The 13,316-nt window shown below is 56.9% G+C and carries 25 protein-coding genes; 8 read left to right on the top strand and 17 right to left on the bottom strand.

What is annotated here, in order from left to right; translation table 11 throughout:
• Positions 1–14: 14 nt before the first annotated feature.
• The 8 genes from ACYZT4_RS10850 to ACYZT4_RS10815 form a co-directional block, all read right to left on the bottom strand.
• On the bottom strand, positions 15–980 hold the full coding sequence (locus tag ACYZT4_RS10850; RefSeq protein WP_461987659.1) for a RecT family recombinase: 966 nt from the start codon (positions 978–980) through the stop codon (positions 15–17).
• Positions 981–1,033: 53 nt separating this feature from the next.
• Positions 1,034–2,155: a hypothetical protein gene (locus ACYZT4_RS10845; protein WP_461987658.1), complete on the bottom strand. Its 1,122-nt coding sequence runs from the start codon at positions 2,153–2,155 to the stop codon at positions 1,034–1,036.
• Positions 2,156–2,353: 198 nt separating this feature from the next.
• Entirely contained in the window at positions 2,354–2,596 is a 243-nt protein-coding gene (locus tag ACYZT4_RS10840) for a hypothetical protein (protein ID WP_461987656.1), read from the bottom strand.
• A complete protein-coding gene (locus tag ACYZT4_RS10835; RefSeq protein ID WP_461987654.1) occupies positions 2,593–2,958 on the bottom strand; it encodes a hypothetical protein in 366 nt (121 codons plus the stop codon). Before ACYZT4_RS10835 ends, ACYZT4_RS10840 begins: the two co-directional genes overlap by 4 nt.
• Positions 2,955–3,149 carry a hypothetical protein gene (locus ACYZT4_RS10830; RefSeq protein WP_461987652.1) on the bottom strand — a complete coding sequence of 65 codons (195 nt, stop codon included), beginning with the start codon at positions 3,147–3,149 and terminating at the stop codon, positions 2,955–2,957. The genes ACYZT4_RS10835 and ACYZT4_RS10830 overlap by 4 nt, the downstream gene beginning before the upstream one ends.
• Complete coding sequence (locus tag ACYZT4_RS10825; protein WP_461987650.1) at positions 3,146–3,379, bottom strand: hypothetical protein; 234 nt, start codon at positions 3,377–3,379, stop codon at positions 3,146–3,148. The genes ACYZT4_RS10830 and ACYZT4_RS10825 overlap by 4 nt, the downstream gene beginning before the upstream one ends.
• The gene (locus ACYZT4_RS10820) at positions 3,376–3,624 is read right to left on the bottom strand and encodes a hypothetical protein (RefSeq protein ID WP_461987648.1); all 249 of its coding nucleotides are present in this window, start codon (positions 3,622–3,624) and stop codon (positions 3,376–3,378) included. Before ACYZT4_RS10820 ends, ACYZT4_RS10825 begins: the two co-directional genes overlap by 4 nt.
• A 542-nt stretch (positions 3,625–4,166) precedes the next feature.
• Positions 4,167–4,313, bottom strand: coding sequence for a hypothetical protein (locus ACYZT4_RS10815; RefSeq protein WP_461987646.1), 147 nt, complete (start codon positions 4,311–4,313; stop codon positions 4,167–4,169).
• A gap of 11 nt (positions 4,314–4,324) precedes the next feature.
• Here ACYZT4_RS10815 and ACYZT4_RS10810 point away from each other — a divergent pair, with 11 nt between their 5' ends.
• Positions 4,325–4,534, top strand: coding sequence for a hypothetical protein (locus ACYZT4_RS10810; RefSeq protein ID WP_461987644.1), 210 nt, complete (start codon positions 4,325–4,327; stop codon positions 4,532–4,534).
• A gap of 82 nt (positions 4,535–4,616) precedes the next feature.
• Here ACYZT4_RS10810 and ACYZT4_RS10805 read toward each other — a convergent pair whose 3' ends face one another.
• A complete protein-coding gene (locus tag ACYZT4_RS10805) occupies positions 4,617–4,838 on the bottom strand; it encodes a hypothetical protein (protein ID WP_461987642.1) in 222 nt (73 codons plus the stop codon).
• 85 nt (positions 4,839–4,923) lie between these two features.
• Positions 4,924–5,157 (bottom strand): hypothetical protein, encoded by a 234-nt coding sequence (locus tag ACYZT4_RS10800; protein ID WP_461987640.1) that lies wholly within the window; start codon positions 5,155–5,157, stop codon positions 4,924–4,926.
• A 474-nt stretch (positions 5,158–5,631) separates the two neighbouring features.
• Here ACYZT4_RS10800 and ACYZT4_RS10795 point away from each other — a divergent pair, with 474 nt between their 5' ends.
• Complete coding sequence (locus tag ACYZT4_RS10795; protein ID WP_461987638.1) at positions 5,632–5,943, top strand: DUF1654 domain-containing protein; 312 nt, start codon at positions 5,632–5,634, stop codon at positions 5,941–5,943.
• Between the two features lie 47 nt (positions 5,944–5,990).
• Here the strand turns inward: ACYZT4_RS10795 and ACYZT4_RS10790 are convergent, their stop codons facing one another.
• The 6 genes from ACYZT4_RS10790 to ACYZT4_RS10765 all read right to left on the bottom strand — a co-directional run bounded on the left by ACYZT4_RS10790 (position 5,991) and on the right by ACYZT4_RS10765 (position 9,209).
• Complete coding sequence (locus ACYZT4_RS10790) at positions 5,991–6,566, bottom strand: hypothetical protein (RefSeq protein WP_461987636.1); 576 nt, start codon at positions 6,564–6,566, stop codon at positions 5,991–5,993.
• A gap of 104 nt (positions 6,567–6,670) precedes the next feature.
• Positions 6,671–7,078 carry a PIN-like domain-containing protein gene (locus tag ACYZT4_RS10785; RefSeq protein WP_461987634.1) on the bottom strand — a complete coding sequence of 136 codons (408 nt, stop codon included), beginning with the start codon at positions 7,076–7,078 and terminating at the stop codon, positions 6,671–6,673.
• The gene (locus ACYZT4_RS10780) at positions 7,075–7,767 is read right to left on the bottom strand and encodes a DUF433 domain-containing protein (protein WP_461987632.1); all 693 of its coding nucleotides are present in this window, start codon (positions 7,765–7,767) and stop codon (positions 7,075–7,077) included. Before ACYZT4_RS10780 ends, ACYZT4_RS10785 begins: the two co-directional genes overlap by 4 nt.
• A gap of 127 nt (positions 7,768–7,894) precedes the next feature.
• On the bottom strand, positions 7,895–8,137 hold the full coding sequence (locus ACYZT4_RS10775) for a hypothetical protein (RefSeq protein ID WP_461988648.1): 243 nt from the start codon (positions 8,135–8,137) through the stop codon (positions 7,895–7,897).
• Between the two features lie 39 nt (positions 8,138–8,176).
• Positions 8,177–8,383 carry a hypothetical protein gene (locus ACYZT4_RS10770; protein WP_461987630.1) on the bottom strand — a complete coding sequence of 69 codons (207 nt, stop codon included), beginning with the start codon at positions 8,381–8,383 and terminating at the stop codon, positions 8,177–8,179.
• 4 nt (positions 8,384–8,387) lie between these two features.
• Complete coding sequence (locus ACYZT4_RS10765) at positions 8,388–9,209, bottom strand: XRE family transcriptional regulator (protein WP_461987628.1); 822 nt, start codon at positions 9,207–9,209, stop codon at positions 8,388–8,390.
• Between ACYZT4_RS10765 and ACYZT4_RS10760 the strand changes: the two genes are divergently transcribed.
• The gene (locus ACYZT4_RS10760; protein ID WP_461987626.1) at positions 9,187–9,543 is read left to right on the top strand and encodes a helix-turn-helix transcriptional regulator; all 357 of its coding nucleotides are present in this window, start codon (positions 9,187–9,189) and stop codon (positions 9,541–9,543) included. The two genes, ACYZT4_RS10765 and ACYZT4_RS10760, sit on opposite strands and share 23 nt — an antisense overlap.
• Here ACYZT4_RS10760 and ACYZT4_RS10755 read toward each other — a convergent pair.
• Positions 9,540–9,755, bottom strand: a complete 216-nt coding sequence (locus ACYZT4_RS10755) for a hypothetical protein (RefSeq protein ID WP_461987623.1) — start codon at positions 9,753–9,755, stop codon at positions 9,540–9,542. The genes ACYZT4_RS10760 and ACYZT4_RS10755 overlap by 4 nt on opposite strands.
• 60 nt (positions 9,756–9,815) lie before the next feature.
• Between ACYZT4_RS10755 and ACYZT4_RS10750 the strand changes: the two genes are divergently transcribed.
• The 5 genes from ACYZT4_RS10750 (at position 9,816) to ACYZT4_RS10730 (ending at position 13,286) form a co-directional block, all read left to right on the top strand.
• On the top strand, positions 9,816–10,436 hold the full coding sequence (locus ACYZT4_RS10750) for a hypothetical protein (RefSeq protein WP_461987621.1): 621 nt from the start codon (positions 9,816–9,818) through the stop codon (positions 10,434–10,436).
• 151 nt (positions 10,437–10,587) lie between these two features.
• On the top strand, positions 10,588–11,316 hold the full coding sequence (locus tag ACYZT4_RS10745) for a Rha family transcriptional regulator (protein WP_461988646.1): 729 nt from the start codon (positions 10,588–10,590) through the stop codon (positions 11,314–11,316).
• Positions 11,316–12,119, top strand: coding sequence for a DnaT-like ssDNA-binding domain-containing protein (locus tag ACYZT4_RS10740; RefSeq protein WP_461987619.1), 804 nt, complete (start codon positions 11,316–11,318; stop codon positions 12,117–12,119). Before ACYZT4_RS10745 ends, ACYZT4_RS10740 begins: the two co-directional genes overlap by 1 nt.
• Positions 12,109–12,903, top strand: coding sequence for an ATP-binding protein (locus tag ACYZT4_RS10735; protein ID WP_461987617.1), 795 nt, complete (start codon positions 12,109–12,111; stop codon positions 12,901–12,903). Before ACYZT4_RS10740 ends, ACYZT4_RS10735 begins: the two co-directional genes overlap by 11 nt.
• Positions 12,903–13,286: a phage protein NinX family protein gene (locus ACYZT4_RS10730; protein ID WP_461987615.1), complete on the top strand. Its 384-nt coding sequence runs from the start codon at positions 12,903–12,905 to the stop codon at positions 13,284–13,286. Before ACYZT4_RS10735 ends, ACYZT4_RS10730 begins: the two co-directional genes overlap by 1 nt.
• Positions 13,287–13,316: the final 30 nt, after the last annotated feature.

Genomic DNA, 13,316 nt, shown 5'->3' with positions numbered 1-13,316 from the left:
AAGTTCCGTTCTCACTACGCTGCTTCCTCGGCCTGAGACAGGTCGTCCAGATTGCCAGTGACCTCGGTGAAGTCACCATCAACGGTTGCCGCCATGGCCTTGAGCGCTTCGTGGCACTCCAAGCCGATCGCCGCACGCTGCTTGGGCTTGAGTCCTGCCCAGGCTGCTGCATAAGCTTCGATGTCCTGCTGTTTCGCGACGGCCAGCAGTTCTGCGAACACGCCATCAATCTCCGGTGACGGGGATTTCGGGCCGAAGGAAACGCTGGAAGCGGCAGCAGTGTTGGCGGCCTGCGCCGCGGGAGTGATGTCAATCTCGTTGCCGTTGGAGCTTTCGAACTCGTCAGGCGTGTAAACACCCAGGATCACATCAGGACAAAACAAGCGAGCCCACTTCTTTGTGGCCAGGTAAGCAATCTGCTGCTTTGGGTCGTCAGCCCAGAGAGTGGAGTTGCGAGTGCGAGCTTGAGCCATGAGGGTCTCAAGCACTCGCGGTTCATCCTCTCCACGGAAGGTTGCCCATACTTTGACGCCCAAACCGACTTCGTCGAGCAGGCCCCACCCGGGAACACGGTATTCCTTGTTTTCGGCGTTTTTCTTGACGATGAACTTGCCAACAATTTTTTCCCACGGTCCAAACCACTCATAGTGCAGGCGGTCGATCGTGGGGGCCTTGGATGTGATTACGGCATTCACCAATTGGGCTTCGTAGCTCAGTGCGCCACCTTTCACGATGAACGTTTTCTGAGCTACCGCGAATGGGTTCATCTGCCATTGCATCGCCTGCAAGACGATTGCCATGCAGTCGGCCCTGTTGCCGCGTAGATGCTCAGGAACCGTCGTTTTTCCATCAGCCATCATGGTTGCAAGTTCGGTCATCGACCTCATGGTGCCGGGGTCAAGGATGAGCGCTGCCGCGTTGTGCGATGGATCGTGGTATGTGGCGATGCCAGTTGATGCTTGGGTTTCTGAGTCGGTCATTGCGCTCTCCGTGGCCGACTTGGAGTCGGTCGGCCGTCAGATGGAAAGGGGGATTAGAAGCGGATGGCGCGAAGCCAGGCGCGAGCAGTGTCGAGGTCCACGTCGAAGCCCAGAGCTACGACCTCGATGATGTCCTCGACCACCGGCGCAGTGGTGGTCACGTCGTCGAGCTCAGCGGCGATCGCCTGTGTGCTGGTAGGTGCGACTTCAGCCTTCGCCTCGACCATCGCAGGCGTCGCGGCAGTGACCGGGGCCGGTGCCGGTGCGGCAGCTTGGGCGCGCAGACGGGCCAGTTCTTCCTGGTCACGCTGATACTGGGCGTCACGTTCGCGCTGCTGGCGCTGTTGCTCTTCCTGTTGCTCACGCTGTTGGCGTTGCTGTGCTTCCATGTCGCGGCGCTGCTGGTCTAGCTCGTCCTGCTGCTTCTTCAGCCGCAGGCGGTCTTCCTCGGCTCGTTGCTTGCGCAGCTCTTCAGCCTCGGCGTCGGCAATACGCTGCTTTTCGCGCAGCTCGTCGAGTTCTTTCTGCTGGGCGAGCAACTTGACGGCGGCCTCTTCTCGCTCAATGGCAGATTTGTGCAGCGTTTCCAGCTGCTCGATAGCGTTGTCGCGAGAGATGGTGCCTTCAGCTTCGAACTCGGCATATTCTTCGGGCAGGATCACCGACGCCTTGAGACCTTCCAGGATGTTTGCGACGTCGGCAGCGCTGCGGCTTGCATATGCCGCGGCGACAGAGTTGAAGCGGGTGATCTTTGCCCGGATGGCTTCGACACGTTCCGCCTCGACACGCTCGCGTTCGGCTTTGGCGTCAGCTACGCGCTTTTCTTCGGCCTTGATTGCTTCGTCAACAGGCGCTTCGATCGCCAAGACTCGATCCTTCAGCGCCTCGCCGAATTCCTTCACTTGGTTGACGCGAGCCTGGGCGTCCTTGACCTTCTGCTGATAGGGAACGAGCGCGGTCTTGGTGGTGTTCGCCAAGGCATAGCGAACGTCGCGAATATCGACACGGACTTCCTTCGCGTTCGCCAGGCCTTCGCTGGTCGAGCAGTCAACGACCAACTTGGCGTAGGTGGTTTCCAAACGAACGATCTGCTCCTCGTGCGGCCGGTATTCGGCGATGTCGGTGACAGCGACCGAAGGGGCAACAGCGTTTTGCGCAACTTCGGTTTCGCCCATTTCGAGCGAGTCTTGTGCGAGTGCTTGTTTATTTGCAGGCATGACAGTTCCTTGCCGCGCGGTGCGCAGCGTTTGAGGAGGTGGGTTATTGGGTGAGTTGGCCGACGTATGCGCTTGCCAGCATCCAGGCTGTGAAGAAGAGAAGGGCGATGGCTGAGCCGCGCCAGAACCAGAAGCGCTTGGCGCGCTGGTAGGAGGTCATGGCGAGCACATCGACAGACTGCCGTAGCAGTAGAAGCGCCGCTCCTGACCATCGTCGTAGTTCACTTCGCCGCGGGCACCGCAACCGCAATCAGCCAGCTCTGGCTCGTCCTCTTCAGGCTGAACATCGCGCTGGCAATTCTTGCCACCGCAGTGCGGGCACTCGGTGCCGGTGAGATTCCCGTACGGGCCAACCCAATGGATGCCGAACCTTTCACACTTGCTGCAAATCATGGTCATGACGTACTCCTGATGAGTGATCGCCCCAGCGCCGCAATGCTGCGCTTGATCAAACCAGCTTCAACACGCAGCGCCGCCTTTCGGTCCAGCAGGTCAGCCAAGTCGCGCTGCTCGGCCGCGGTTGCGTCATCGTCATCGGGGTCGCGATTCCCTTGGACATATTCGATGGCGTGCTTCCAGCCGCGCCAGCGATCACCGTCTTCCAGATATTCCTCGCGGATGGAGTCGAGATAAACGCCGCCACCTACGCGCCCAAACGCGGAAAACTCGTTGATTGAGTGGGTCAGGTCCGCGATTTGGCTTCTGTTGTTGGCGTACCTGATGGCCAACGCGACTGCACGGCTTTCGGGGGTTTCGCTCATGGCCGAACCCTCACCGCGATCCGGCCGCCCTTCATGGTGGCCGCCAAGCGCTTCGGCAGGCTTGCCACCGCACGCTCACGCGGCTGGCCGATCACTTCATTAAATGGAAGGCCGAAGCCGAGCATGACCAGCTTCGATTCAATCTCGTCGAGCTGGTCGTCGATCAGTGATTTGACTGGCGGGGTTGTCATGCTGGAGCTCCCTGCTTGAGTGAGATGTTATAGGTGGCGTAAATCTGGTCGACGCGTGCCCGGTAGTGCCGATGCTCGCTGTCGTCGATGGCGCGCAGCAGGAAGGCAAGAGTGATGACTGACGTAGCCGCGGAACTCGCATTTGGCTTGCCGAGGTCGCGGATCATGTTGTTGATCTCGCCTTCGATCCAGGTGACCGCCGTGTCATGGTCGCGCTGTTCAATCGTCACCGTGAAACCTCCTTTAAACCCCAGAATTCGGCGATCTGGTCGACAGCGGCGGCGACCCGTTTGGCGGTTGCCTTACGCTCGGCCCATTCACGAGCCGAGCGATCCTCCAGCGCCTGTGTGTGCTTAAGCGCTTCAGCCTCGTAATCGTGAAACTCCTCAGGCTGAGGTCTTTTATCGCGGCCCCAAGCGTCGTAGCGCCTGTCCCACTCTCGGGCCTGGGCACTGTCTGCATAGCTGGTTGCCATGGTTGCCTCCAGAGTGGCGGTTGTGATCCAACAAAACTCGGCTGCACTCATCCGTTCCGCTGGTTGCCGTTGGGCGCGGAGGGGAGTGCATGCGAATTTGTTCGGAAGGGTGCCCAGGCCCGCTACTGGCGACGGCCTAGGTTTGCAGCATCAAGTTGTTCTGGTGCGATGGGGTGGCCTACCGGTTGCCCGGCCGATGCGCGGTGACATCGACGACCTACTGTCCGCTGCCTGAATGGGTGTTGGGCGTAGCCTTCAGGCTTACTGCGCCACGCAGGTGGATCGCTTACTGGTGCATGGGTGCAAATCCTCCGTGTCTAATGTGGAAAAACTTTTCCAATTAGGTGCAAAGTTTTTCCGGTCAATTGCATGCAGGTGGCCGGCGCATAGCCGGGTGTTCGTCCGCATCGGGATGGACGCTGAAGCATTCCGCTTTGCAATCGCGGCGCTGGCATTGTCACAACGTCCACTCCGATGCGGCCTGGTGCTGGGGAGTACCAGGTGCTCGGGCAGTTATCGTCAGGCTGACGTGGCGCTGGTTGTCAGGATTTCTTCAATTCGTAGCCTTCCGGCCCGAACGCCTTGGTAAGGCGCTTATTGACCTGCTCGAGCGAGTAAGCAATTCCGCCATGGCCTCTGGGGCCTTTGTAGATGTACATTCCACCCTTCACTTCGTAGGTAAATTGCATAGGTGCATTCCATGGTTGGGAAGATCGAGCCGCGCTTCGGCGCAGAGGTTTACATTTCGGATACTGGGAACATCTGCATCAAGCAGGACCAAGGGGACCGGGAAGAGATGATTCTGATTTTCGATGAAGGCGAAGTAGCTGATCTCATCGTTCTGCTAAATCAGGCCAAAAGTGATCTCGCGGAAGAGCGTCGTGTGGCTCTGGAAAACGAGGACAATTAATCGCATTGGGCATCCAGTTGCCCACTCAGTGAATGGGCAGAAGTGATGCTGCCTCGTCAGTTGTCATCTGAAAGTTGACGACTCACTTGCCACCCTTCATCAGCTCAAGGGTGGTGATCGCCGAGTTGTAGCCGCGAGCCCACTCAGCCGGCTTGCAGCGCATCTCGTCTTTTAGCTTGATGATTGCCTCATCAATAACCAGCCGCCTTTCAGCTTCGTACTTCTTCCGCCAGTTGATCGGCGTCTTCTGCGGTGTTGCGTGGCGCTGCTTGAACCCTGCAATGAACTGTTCTGCCGTAGCCATTTCGTTACCCTCGAACCGTCAAGCCTTACTTGTCCGTTGCATCCCGCTGCACCCTGTCGCCAAGGTGCAGAAGTGATGCTGTCCGTCACGCGACTGCTCTGCAGTGACCGAGATCGACGAAGCCGCTCTTGCCTTCCAGGAAGATCACGGCGGAGTGCCCGCCGAATACCGAGGCTTCATCCCGCGTCGCAGCTCGAAACGTTTCGCCGCGACCAACAATGTTTTCAAAGCTGACTGTGGTCCCGACTGGGTGCTTGGCATTCCAGTTGTCGACTTGGCGTTGCAGTTGTGCGGCGGTAGGGCGTTTAGGTGCTGGCATTTCTGTTTCCTCCGTTGATTTCCAATGCCGCCTCATCGAAGCGGCATCAGTAAATCTGTGGGTGTTTCATCTCCACCACGCGCATCGCCTCGGTTTCCCCACCTGGCCGGGTCACACATTTCGTGTTCAGTGTTCTTCCCGGCTGGCTTGCGTGGTTTCGCGCACTCACATCTGGTGAGCACGGCCAGTTCCAGAGCTGGCGTGGCATCGACTATTTATTGCTCGCACTTACCGGCTGAAACCCGGGGTAGTCGATGGCGAGGATCCTTAGCTGTTAAAGAGCGGCGGATCTCTCGACCCTTCGCTGCGGTTTGTCGCTGCGATGAGCGAACTATCACGTATCGTGTTTATCACGTCAACACGTAATGTGATTTATTTTGAAGAATTATCACGGAACAAAGCGCTTACGTTTCGGGAGGTCGTGAGCTATGATCTTGAAATAACTGGATGCATATACAGCATTAGGAGGCGAGAATGGCGAAGGCAAATAGCACAGATAAGCCAGTGGCACGGCATGAGGTCAGCGGAATTGAAAGGCTGGGGCTGAGGGTTTCGGAGATGATCAATCACCCCGTAGCGCAGATTCAGCGCTGGGTGATGATCCATCGCCTAGACGATGACGGCGATCGGGAGTGGGAAGAGGTGATGGGCTTGCTATCCGAGACGGACGGCATAGACATGACGTTCAACGACGATGAGTCGGTGACGCTGAAGTGGGAAGCGAGCGCAGAAGAGGATCGGCCAGTTGAGATCTACGAGCCAGTCGAGGAGCCGGCGCCGTTCTGACAGACATGAAAAAGCCCGCGGTTTGCGGGCTCTTTTAGATATGGGTATCAGTCGAGGATTGGCGGATATTTCCCGCTCACGGAATCCCGGTAAACGATCTCGCTATATAGTCTCGGGCCGTCCCGCAGATTCGCCAGCGCCTGCCTGGCTTCTTCCTTCGTAGCGAAAGGGCCGGCACCTAAGTTCATGCCAGTCATAGGCACAACGGGCAAGCCAATAGCGACAATCGCATCAATTGTGCGATCCCGGTCATCCTCATTCTTGCACTCGGTTGAAGCCACCCAGCCGACCTTTAATTGCGCAGGCTTTCCCACCTCAACTTCGGCGCCGCAGTGTTTGCACCTGACCGCAGCATTCTTGATTGTTTCGGCGCAAAAAGGGCAGGGGCGGATATCGATTTGGCCAGCCGCATTCGCCCGCGTGGCTTTTCCACCGAGTAGAACCATCAGCAGGCCCGCCAGTAGGATTATGCCGCCGACAATTGTATGAACTTGCCGATCTGCCATAAGCCCCAGGTTGTTCACTCGCCCGCCCGCGCCAGTTCCCACGGATACGTCCATGCTCAGTGCGAACACAAGCCAGCACGCTCCAACGATTAGAGCAAAAGTCCCAAAACCTTTCATTGGATCCCTCCGTAATTAAGCCCGCACTTTATCATTCGTGGCGTACGGCCTCCATTGGCGAGAAGGTAAGGGCAGATACAAAAAGCCCGGCGCTGAGCTGGGCTCTAGATTTTCAACTGCTCAAACTTTCCGGGTGCAGTAAATCGCCAAGCAACCCTAAATGCGGCACCGCCGCTTATGAGTTCTGACTGCTGAATTATTGATGGCCACCATTTCACAAGGTTTTGCGCCTTGCTCCAATAGGGCTCCTGCCCCCATTGTTTTGCTAGGCAAAAAATTGGTAATCCGCACTCGCGAAATGCCTTCCGCTCCGCGTCGCCTTTGGTGAACTTGTCTTGCGACACGACAGTCCAGCGCCCCTCCGATTTCAACTCTGAAATCCAGTCAATATCGCTAGCGTTGCGCTTGAACTTATCCCGAAGGGCGACCACTTGATGCCCCTCTAGCTTGCATAGCTCATGAAGGGCTCGTGCTATTGCGGGTGGGAGATTGTTATCAATCAGAAAATTCAAGCAGCAATCCTATGCTCAAAGGTCACTGCCGCATCCACTGCCGCAGTCGGGATTTCAAAAATCATTGAAACACGCTTGGCGTCCTGACCTTCTGCCAAATACGCATGGTAAATAGACGCTGTGTCCACCCCCGTAGAGGATAAGACAGGCTTACCAAAGTTTCTATTTGGGTCCAGCACGATTGCCTTGCTTTTCTTGACTGGATACCAGCGCTGCGCCTTTCCCTCTCCCGTGTAATCGATTCCCTCATAAAGTGACGGGCCGATTACCTGCCTGAATGCATACTGCCGTTTTGCAAGGTCGAGAATTGCTTCGTCGCCGGTTTCGTCAAAGACGGTCGCAAAGATACTCCTGCCATCGGTTTGGAAACGCTTGCAGGTGAAAGGGTAGCGCTGATTGAATATTTCTCTGGCTTGCCTGGATGCTGAGCGAATTGCCTGAAGGCTGACACCGTGCTTACGAAAGGCATGCACAAATCTGATTTCTAGCAAATCGTGGAACCCGAGTAGCTTTTCCTCAGAAGAAACTATTTCTGGTGTCCAAAGCCCTGAGTGATCGATACCCTCAGACTTGTAACCAAACATCCATCTGCGGATATCTTTTGCAGGTATGCCTGTGTAAAGGGCCGCCTCTGCTGGCGTATAGATCCCCACCCCAATGAGGCGGCTTGTTGCTTCGATGCTTTTCATATGCCCCCTTGTCCGTGGGTTAATCAAAAAATCCATTTTGGGGATGAACGAGACTTCGATCAACACATCTTAGACGGGCTGCCAATAGAATGGTCACTTTTCACTTGCGATATTTGCGTGTCTACGCCTACTCAGCCTTTCCCCACATAATCCTTCCCGCCTTCACCTCATCCGCATAACCATTCAGCTTCCGCTGCTGAGCATCCAGCAGCGCCCCAATTCTCATCAGCGCCATTGCTTCGTCGGGAGTCTTGTTGCATCCAGCCATGCTGGTCAGTTCGCCCACGGCCCAGCGAATGACTGCGCTCGCATCCTCAAGGTCATAGAACAACTCCTGCTGTGGGGTGCGTGGCCCGTCGAGCCCCTGCATTAGATCGGCTGTCAATTTGCCCGCCTGCCATGTCAGTCTTCAATGAAGGGTTTTGCGGCTCTCTCCAATCCTTATCCGGTCCAGCGCTCGGTTGAGCGCATCCAGGGCGTCAAGGAGGGCTTTCGCCTCCGCTTCCCGACCGTCACCCCAAAGCCGTTCAGCCATTCTGTTCAGGGTGAGGATTGAGCGATCAATGTCTGCAGCGGTTGCTGCGCGTTCAGGGTGATTTTTCTTGGTGGTGGGCATGGCTTCAAACCGGTTGTCCGTTCCACACGTAAAGCACCCGAGCCAGTATGTGGGTGTCGTCCACACGAATGTCCTCAGGGTCGTGGTGCTTGTTGTCCGAAATCATCTTGAAGCGCTCCTTGCCTTTCTTCTGAAGGCGCTTCACGTACAGCATTTCGTCATGGGAGAAGAGGTAGATACCATCCCCGGTGAACTCCCTGATCGTGATGTCGACCAGTAGGGGGTCTCGATCCTTGATCGTCGGGGCCATCGACTGCCCCCATCCAGTGATCATTTTGAGATGAAAGTGTTCTTTGAACGTGACGCCCAGGTCACGCAGGTGCTTGGGGCTGACCCGTATGTCCTGAAGCATTTCCGGGTACTCGTGCGGGATCTGCCCGCCGCCCATCGCAGCGCGCACGTCGTAGTGGGCAATCCACACCTCATCACCGACCTGGCCTGGCCGAGAGAAATCTACGGTGATTACGTTGCCCTTGTCCTCTTCTGTATCTACGGCTGCGGCCAATATCCGAGACCTGACCCGATCAGAGAGGCCCTTGCCAGCTTTCTCAAGCATCGCCTGGATGATGTCCGAAGTTGTGTTCGTCTTTCCGGAGCCTGTTGCCATCGTGATTGCGTACGGCTCGGGCGCGCCCAGCAGGAGTTCTGATTTGTCGACTCCCATGGCTTTAGCCATGGTCTCAATATCTGCAAAGGAGGGCTCGCGAGTCCCCGCTTCGTAATTGCCGACCCTGGATTGCGACCAGCCACAAGCTTCAGCCAGCTGGGACTGAGATTTTCCTGCTCTCTTTCGTGCGCGTTTTATGCGCTCAGCTAATTCGTTCATGCGCGGGATTCAATCACGTATTGAAATAACCGGCCTTCACTTATTGTGTTTGCCTTTAACACGATGCGTGTTTATCCTTGAGCTAAGTGCCATAGGAGCGAATTTCATGAACCACGTCCGAAACATCCGAGAGAAAGCCGGGATTACCCAGGCAGCTCTTCGTCGGTCGCTTGGGTGGAATCAATCGCGCCTCGCAAATTACGAGTCTGGCTTGCGCTGCCCTGGATTGAGCGAGGCGCGGCTCATCGTGTCTGCGCTGAACACTCTCGGGGCCAAGTGCGGTCTCGATGAAGCTTTCCCCCCTGAAAACATTGCAAACCAATCCGCCGCCTAATTAATCACTTTCCGTTTCGAGGCTAGCGACACGGTTGCGCGCTCAAAACCGCGCAGCTCTTCATTGCCAAGTCGCCCCCTCAGCGGGTCGGCGATCTGCTCAAACGCAGGCCAAAGCCTGATCTGAGATGACAAGGGAAGGGTGGAAGCCAAGGCGGCCACCAAGCAACAAAGGGCGGCTATCTCGCCTTGTAATTCGGAATGAGTGGTCATGGATACGTCCCTGATCTGAGCAGATTTTCAATGTACCCAGACTACGAGCGAGACAGCCCCATGCAAACGTCCAGTCCAAGACACAGCGCGCAAACCCGTGACCAGGTGCTGGTCGCGCACGCGGCGAATCAGATCGCTCGCACCAGCCTGAGCCAGGACGACTTCGCGCAGGCGTTGAGCCGCGAAATCTACCTGACCGTACCTGCCAAAAAAATAACAGAAGCCAAGGTTCCGGACTTCGAAGAGCTGGCCCGCCTGAATGATGTCGGCGAATTCATCAAGGCGACCGGGCGCTGGCTGAAGCGGGTGCAGCGCTGGCTGTCAGGCGATCAGGAAATGCCGTCCTGGCTCGAGGAATCGTGGGTCAACGCGCTTGAGCCTGAATTCCGCGACAACTGCATCAACGAGTTGGCCGGCCGGCATGGACTGATCGGCGCTCGCCAGATGACCAGCGACCAGTGCGCGAACAAGAGCTTTGGTGCGCTGATTCGCGCCCTTGGCGATGTGATCGATACAGGCAGCGAGGTGTTTGACGACCAGGTGATGTGCGAAGTCGATTTGCCGCACCTCCCGGCGTTCGCCGCGCAGTGCCGCCAAGTTGAAGCGCGGGCAGGGGAGTTGGGCCGGAAGGCCGAAGCCCTGCTTGTGAAGCATCGCCCGAATTTGAAATCCATCGCCTGAATTTCAGACACAAAAAAGCCGACGTAAGAGGTCGGCTTTTTCTACAGCGGTAAAGCAAGTGGAGAAGATTATGCACGCACAGACACAGCAGGACAATACCGGACAGGTCGCGACACGTTTTGCTAATTCCGAAAACGTGTCGCGTACCACGATGTCTTCCCGCGAGATCGCCAACGTCACCGGTAAGCGTCACGCCAACGTGAAGCGCGATGTCGGGGCGATGCTGAAAGAACTGAAATTAGATGTACTCAGTTTTGAGCACATCTATTTAGACGGTCAGAACCGGGAGCAGGTCGAGTACCTGCTTGATCGCGAGCACACCGACTGCCTGCTCACCGGTTACAGCGCGCCGATGCGCATGAAGGTGATTCGCCGTTGGCGCGAGCTGGAGCAGCAGCAGGGCGCCCGCGAGCAGGTTCTGCTCAATGGCACCAAGGTCGTCGGCGAGATCGCCATCATGGAGTGCTTCACGCGCCTGCTGAAGCCCGCGCCATCTTGCCAGATGGCCATGCTCACGAAGATCGCCCAGAACAACGGGCTCGATCCGAAGTTTCTCCCAGGCTACGCCGTCGACTCTGCACCTGATGCCGCCGGCGGCTCTTCGATGCCCACCAAGTCGGCCACGGCCTTGCTGAAAGACAACAGCATCCGTATCGCGCCGGCGGCATTCAACCGCGCACTGGCCGCCAAGGGCTTCCTCAAACAGCTCCAGCGCAAAAACTCCAGACAGGAAATGGTCGACTTCTGGTCGGTGACCGAGAAGGGCCTGGCCTACGGCAAAAACCTCACCAGCCCTCAATCCCCCCGCGAGACGCAGCCTCACTGGTACGTCGATCGCTTCCTCGAACTGGCCGACCTGATCGGCAAAGGCGGCAAGTAATGGCCGGAGACTGGATTAAATTCGAACTCGTGACGATGGACAAACCTGAGGTTTGCCAGATTGCGGACCTCGCCGATATCGATCAGGACGCAGTGGTTGGAAAGCTGATGCGTGTGTGGGCCTGGTTCGATCAGCAAACTGAAAAAGGTAACGCTCCGAGCGTTAGCAAAAAGTTACTCGACCGTTCCGTTGGCGTTATTGGTTTCTGTGAGCACATGAAATCGGTGGGCTGGATGGTCGAAGCCGACGGCTTTATTTCCCTGCCTCACTTCGAACGACACAACGGGAAGACCGGTAAAAACAGGGCTTTGACGGCAAAGCGCGTGTCAAACCACAAAACAAAAGGTAACGCTGCCAGCGTTACTCCTGCGTTACCTAAAGAAGAGAAGAGAAGAGAAGAACAACACCACTCTCACACTGCGGGCGAAGAGCCTCAGCCCGAACTGGATCTCGAAGCCGCTACGGAACCTGTCGACCCAAAGGCCCCTGTCGAGATGACCCTGGAGTGGATGCCTGACGACAACCTCCTGAAAACATACTGCGTCCACTTTGGGGTCTCGACTGAAGTGTTCACCAGAGAAGCTGTCGCCCCCTTCACCGCTCACCACGAAACGACCGGCATCCTGCAAACCCAATCCAAATGGGTATCCCTGCTGGTCAAGTGGGTGAAGGACGACAAGCACCGCGCGAGCAATGTCCGGCAGTTCCCGAAACGTGAAACTCAATCTCGTCACACCGGCTTCGCTAATCGCGACTACACGGCCGGCCTGATCCAGCGTGAGGACGGCAGCTATGCGATCTGAAAAAGTACTCACCATGCCGAGCAGCGGGTCAGCTCCCCAAACCATCACTGGGGCCTGTAAAGACCACGGCCAGTTTTCGCAAACCGTGAACGTGATCTTCGGTAAGCAATTCAAGACCGGCTGCCCCGAGTGCATGCGTATCGCGAAGGAAGAAGAGGCTGAGCGGGCCAGGATTCACGAGCGCTACGAGCTCTCCGTCAAACTCGGTTCTGCACTGATTCCGAAGCGCTTCATCGACAAGACGCTCAACGGCTACAGCGCTGAGTCGCCCGAGCAGAAAGAAGCGCTGCGCATTTGCCGCAAGTACGTTGCCAAGTTTTCGGAAATCTCCGAGTCGGGCCGCTGCCTACTGATGCTGGGCAAACCGGGTACCGGCAAAACACACCTGGGCGTTGCGATCGCCAATGAGCTGATGCGCAAGACGGCTGCTACCGCCGTATACCGCACGGTCGGCTCAATCCTGCAAGACATCAGGTCAACGTACGGCGGCGGTACCGAGCGCACTGAGGGGATGATCCTGTCCGGCCTGATTGCTCCGTCGCTGCTCGTATTGGACGAGATCGGCGTGAGTAAGGAAACCCCGAGTGACTTCGAGCTGACCACTCTGTTCTCGATCGTCAATGGTCGTTACGAGCAGATGCGCCCGACGGTGATTATTTCCAACCTGGACGGCAAATCTTTGCCATCGGCCATGGGGGAGCGCTGCGTGGATCGTCTGCGGGAGGGAGGGGTGATCGTCATCCCGTTCGAGTGGGAATCACAGCGCGGCAAGGAGGGCTTCTGATGAGCGAAATGATCGAAGTGAAGGTTTCAAAACTGATCGGGGCGGCGCTGGATTGGGCTGTTGCACACGTCGAGGGCGTCCCGGTGAGGTTGGCCCCTTCGATATCTGATGATGGCGAGCTGCGGGTTATCGAGGACATCGAGGCCCCAATCGACTACCGATTCAATCCCTCGACAGATTGGCGACTTGCCGGCCCGTTCATTGCCAGTCGGCGCATCTGCCATAGCTGGATCAGTAACGACATATGGACTGCCTGTCCGGCCCGTCCGAACGAGCCAACGATTCATGTTCGCGGGCCCACGCCGCTCATTGCGATTTGCCGCGCCATTGTCGCCAACAAAGTTGGCGAGATCGTAAGTGTTCCAGCGGAGCTTGCCCGATGAACCCTAAATCAGAAATTCCCCAATCTGCAA

Source organism: Pseudomonas sp. GB2N2, from assembly GCF_054897705.1.
The sequence above is the reverse complement of the archived record's forward strand: the minus strand, read 5'-3'. Positions and strand labels throughout refer to the sequence as shown.

What these genes read in the sequence shown, in the direction of transcription:
- ACYZT4_RS10835 (WP_461987654.1), bottom strand. Translation starts at nt 2,958, where the DNA reads ATGAGCGAAACCCCCGAAAGCCGTGCAGTCGCGTTGGCCATCAGGTAC.
- ACYZT4_RS10790 (WP_461987636.1), bottom strand. Translation starts at nt 6,566, where the DNA reads ATGAAAGGTTTTGGGACTTTTGCTCTAATCGTTGGAGCGTGCTGGCTT.
- ACYZT4_RS10805 (WP_461987642.1), bottom strand. Translation starts at nt 4,838, where the DNA reads ATGGCTACGGCAGAACAGTTCATTGCAGGGTTCAAGCAGCGCCACGCA.
- ACYZT4_RS10750 (WP_461987621.1), top strand. Translation starts at nt 9,816, where the DNA reads ATGCAAACGTCCAGTCCAAGACACAGCGCGCAAACCCGTGACCAGGTG.
- ACYZT4_RS10815 (WP_461987646.1), bottom strand. Translation starts at nt 4,313, where the DNA reads ATGCAATTTACCTACGAAGTGAAGGGTGGAATGTACATCTACAAAGGC.
- ACYZT4_RS10780 (WP_461987632.1), bottom strand. Translation starts at nt 7,767, where the DNA reads ATGAAAAGCATCGAAGCAACAAGCCGCCTCATTGGGGTGGGGATCTAT.
- ACYZT4_RS10840 (WP_461987656.1), bottom strand. Translation starts at nt 2,596, where the DNA reads ATGACCATGATTTGCAGCAAGTGTGAAAGGTTCGGCATCCATTGGGTT.
- ACYZT4_RS10730 (WP_461987615.1), top strand. Translation starts at nt 12,903, where the DNA reads ATGAGCGAAATGATCGAAGTGAAGGTTTCAAAACTGATCGGGGCGGCG.
- ACYZT4_RS10850 (WP_461987659.1), bottom strand. Translation starts at nt 980, where the DNA reads ATGACCGACTCAGAAACCCAAGCATCAACTGGCATCGCCACATACCAC.
- ACYZT4_RS10765 (WP_461987628.1), bottom strand. Translation starts at nt 9,209, where the DNA reads ATGAACGAATTAGCTGAGCGCATAAAACGCGCACGAAAGAGAGCAGGA.
- ACYZT4_RS10745 (WP_461988646.1), top strand. Translation starts at nt 10,588, where the DNA reads ATGTCTTCCCGCGAGATCGCCAACGTCACCGGTAAGCGTCACGCCAAC.
- ACYZT4_RS10830 (WP_461987652.1), bottom strand. Translation starts at nt 3,149, where the DNA reads ATGACAACCCCGCCAGTCAAATCACTGATCGACGACCAGCTCGACGAG.
- ACYZT4_RS10770 (WP_461987630.1), bottom strand. Translation starts at nt 8,383, where the DNA reads ATGCCCACCACCAAGAAAAATCACCCTGAACGCGCAGCAACCGCTGCA.
- ACYZT4_RS10775 (WP_461988648.1), bottom strand. Translation starts at nt 8,137, where the DNA reads ATGCAGGGGCTCGACGGGCCACGCACCCCACAGCAGGAGTTGTTCTAT.
- ACYZT4_RS10735 (WP_461987617.1), top strand. Translation starts at nt 12,109, where the DNA reads ATGCGATCTGAAAAAGTACTCACCATGCCGAGCAGCGGGTCAGCTCCC.
- ACYZT4_RS10845 (WP_461987658.1), bottom strand. Translation starts at nt 2,155, where the DNA reads ATGGGCGAAACCGAAGTTGCGCAAAACGCTGTTGCCCCTTCGGTCGCT.
- ACYZT4_RS10760 (WP_461987626.1), top strand. Translation starts at nt 9,187, where the DNA reads ATGCGCTCAGCTAATTCGTTCATGCGCGGGATTCAATCACGTATTGAA.
- ACYZT4_RS10800 (WP_461987640.1), bottom strand. Translation starts at nt 5,157, where the DNA reads ATGCCAGCACCTAAACGCCCTACCGCCGCACAACTGCAACGCCAAGTC.
- ACYZT4_RS10820 (WP_461987648.1), bottom strand. Translation starts at nt 3,624, where the DNA reads ATGGCAACCAGCTATGCAGACAGTGCCCAGGCCCGAGAGTGGGACAGG.
- ACYZT4_RS10795 (WP_461987638.1), top strand. Translation starts at nt 5,632, where the DNA reads ATGGCGAAGGCAAATAGCACAGATAAGCCAGTGGCACGGCATGAGGTC.
- ACYZT4_RS10740 (WP_461987619.1), top strand. Translation starts at nt 11,316, where the DNA reads ATGGCCGGAGACTGGATTAAATTCGAACTCGTGACGATGGACAAACCT.
- ACYZT4_RS10755 (WP_461987623.1), bottom strand. Translation starts at nt 9,755, where the DNA reads ATGACCACTCATTCCGAATTACAAGGCGAGATAGCCGCCCTTTGTTGC.
- ACYZT4_RS10810 (WP_461987644.1), top strand. Translation starts at nt 4,325, where the DNA reads ATGGTTGGGAAGATCGAGCCGCGCTTCGGCGCAGAGGTTTACATTTCG.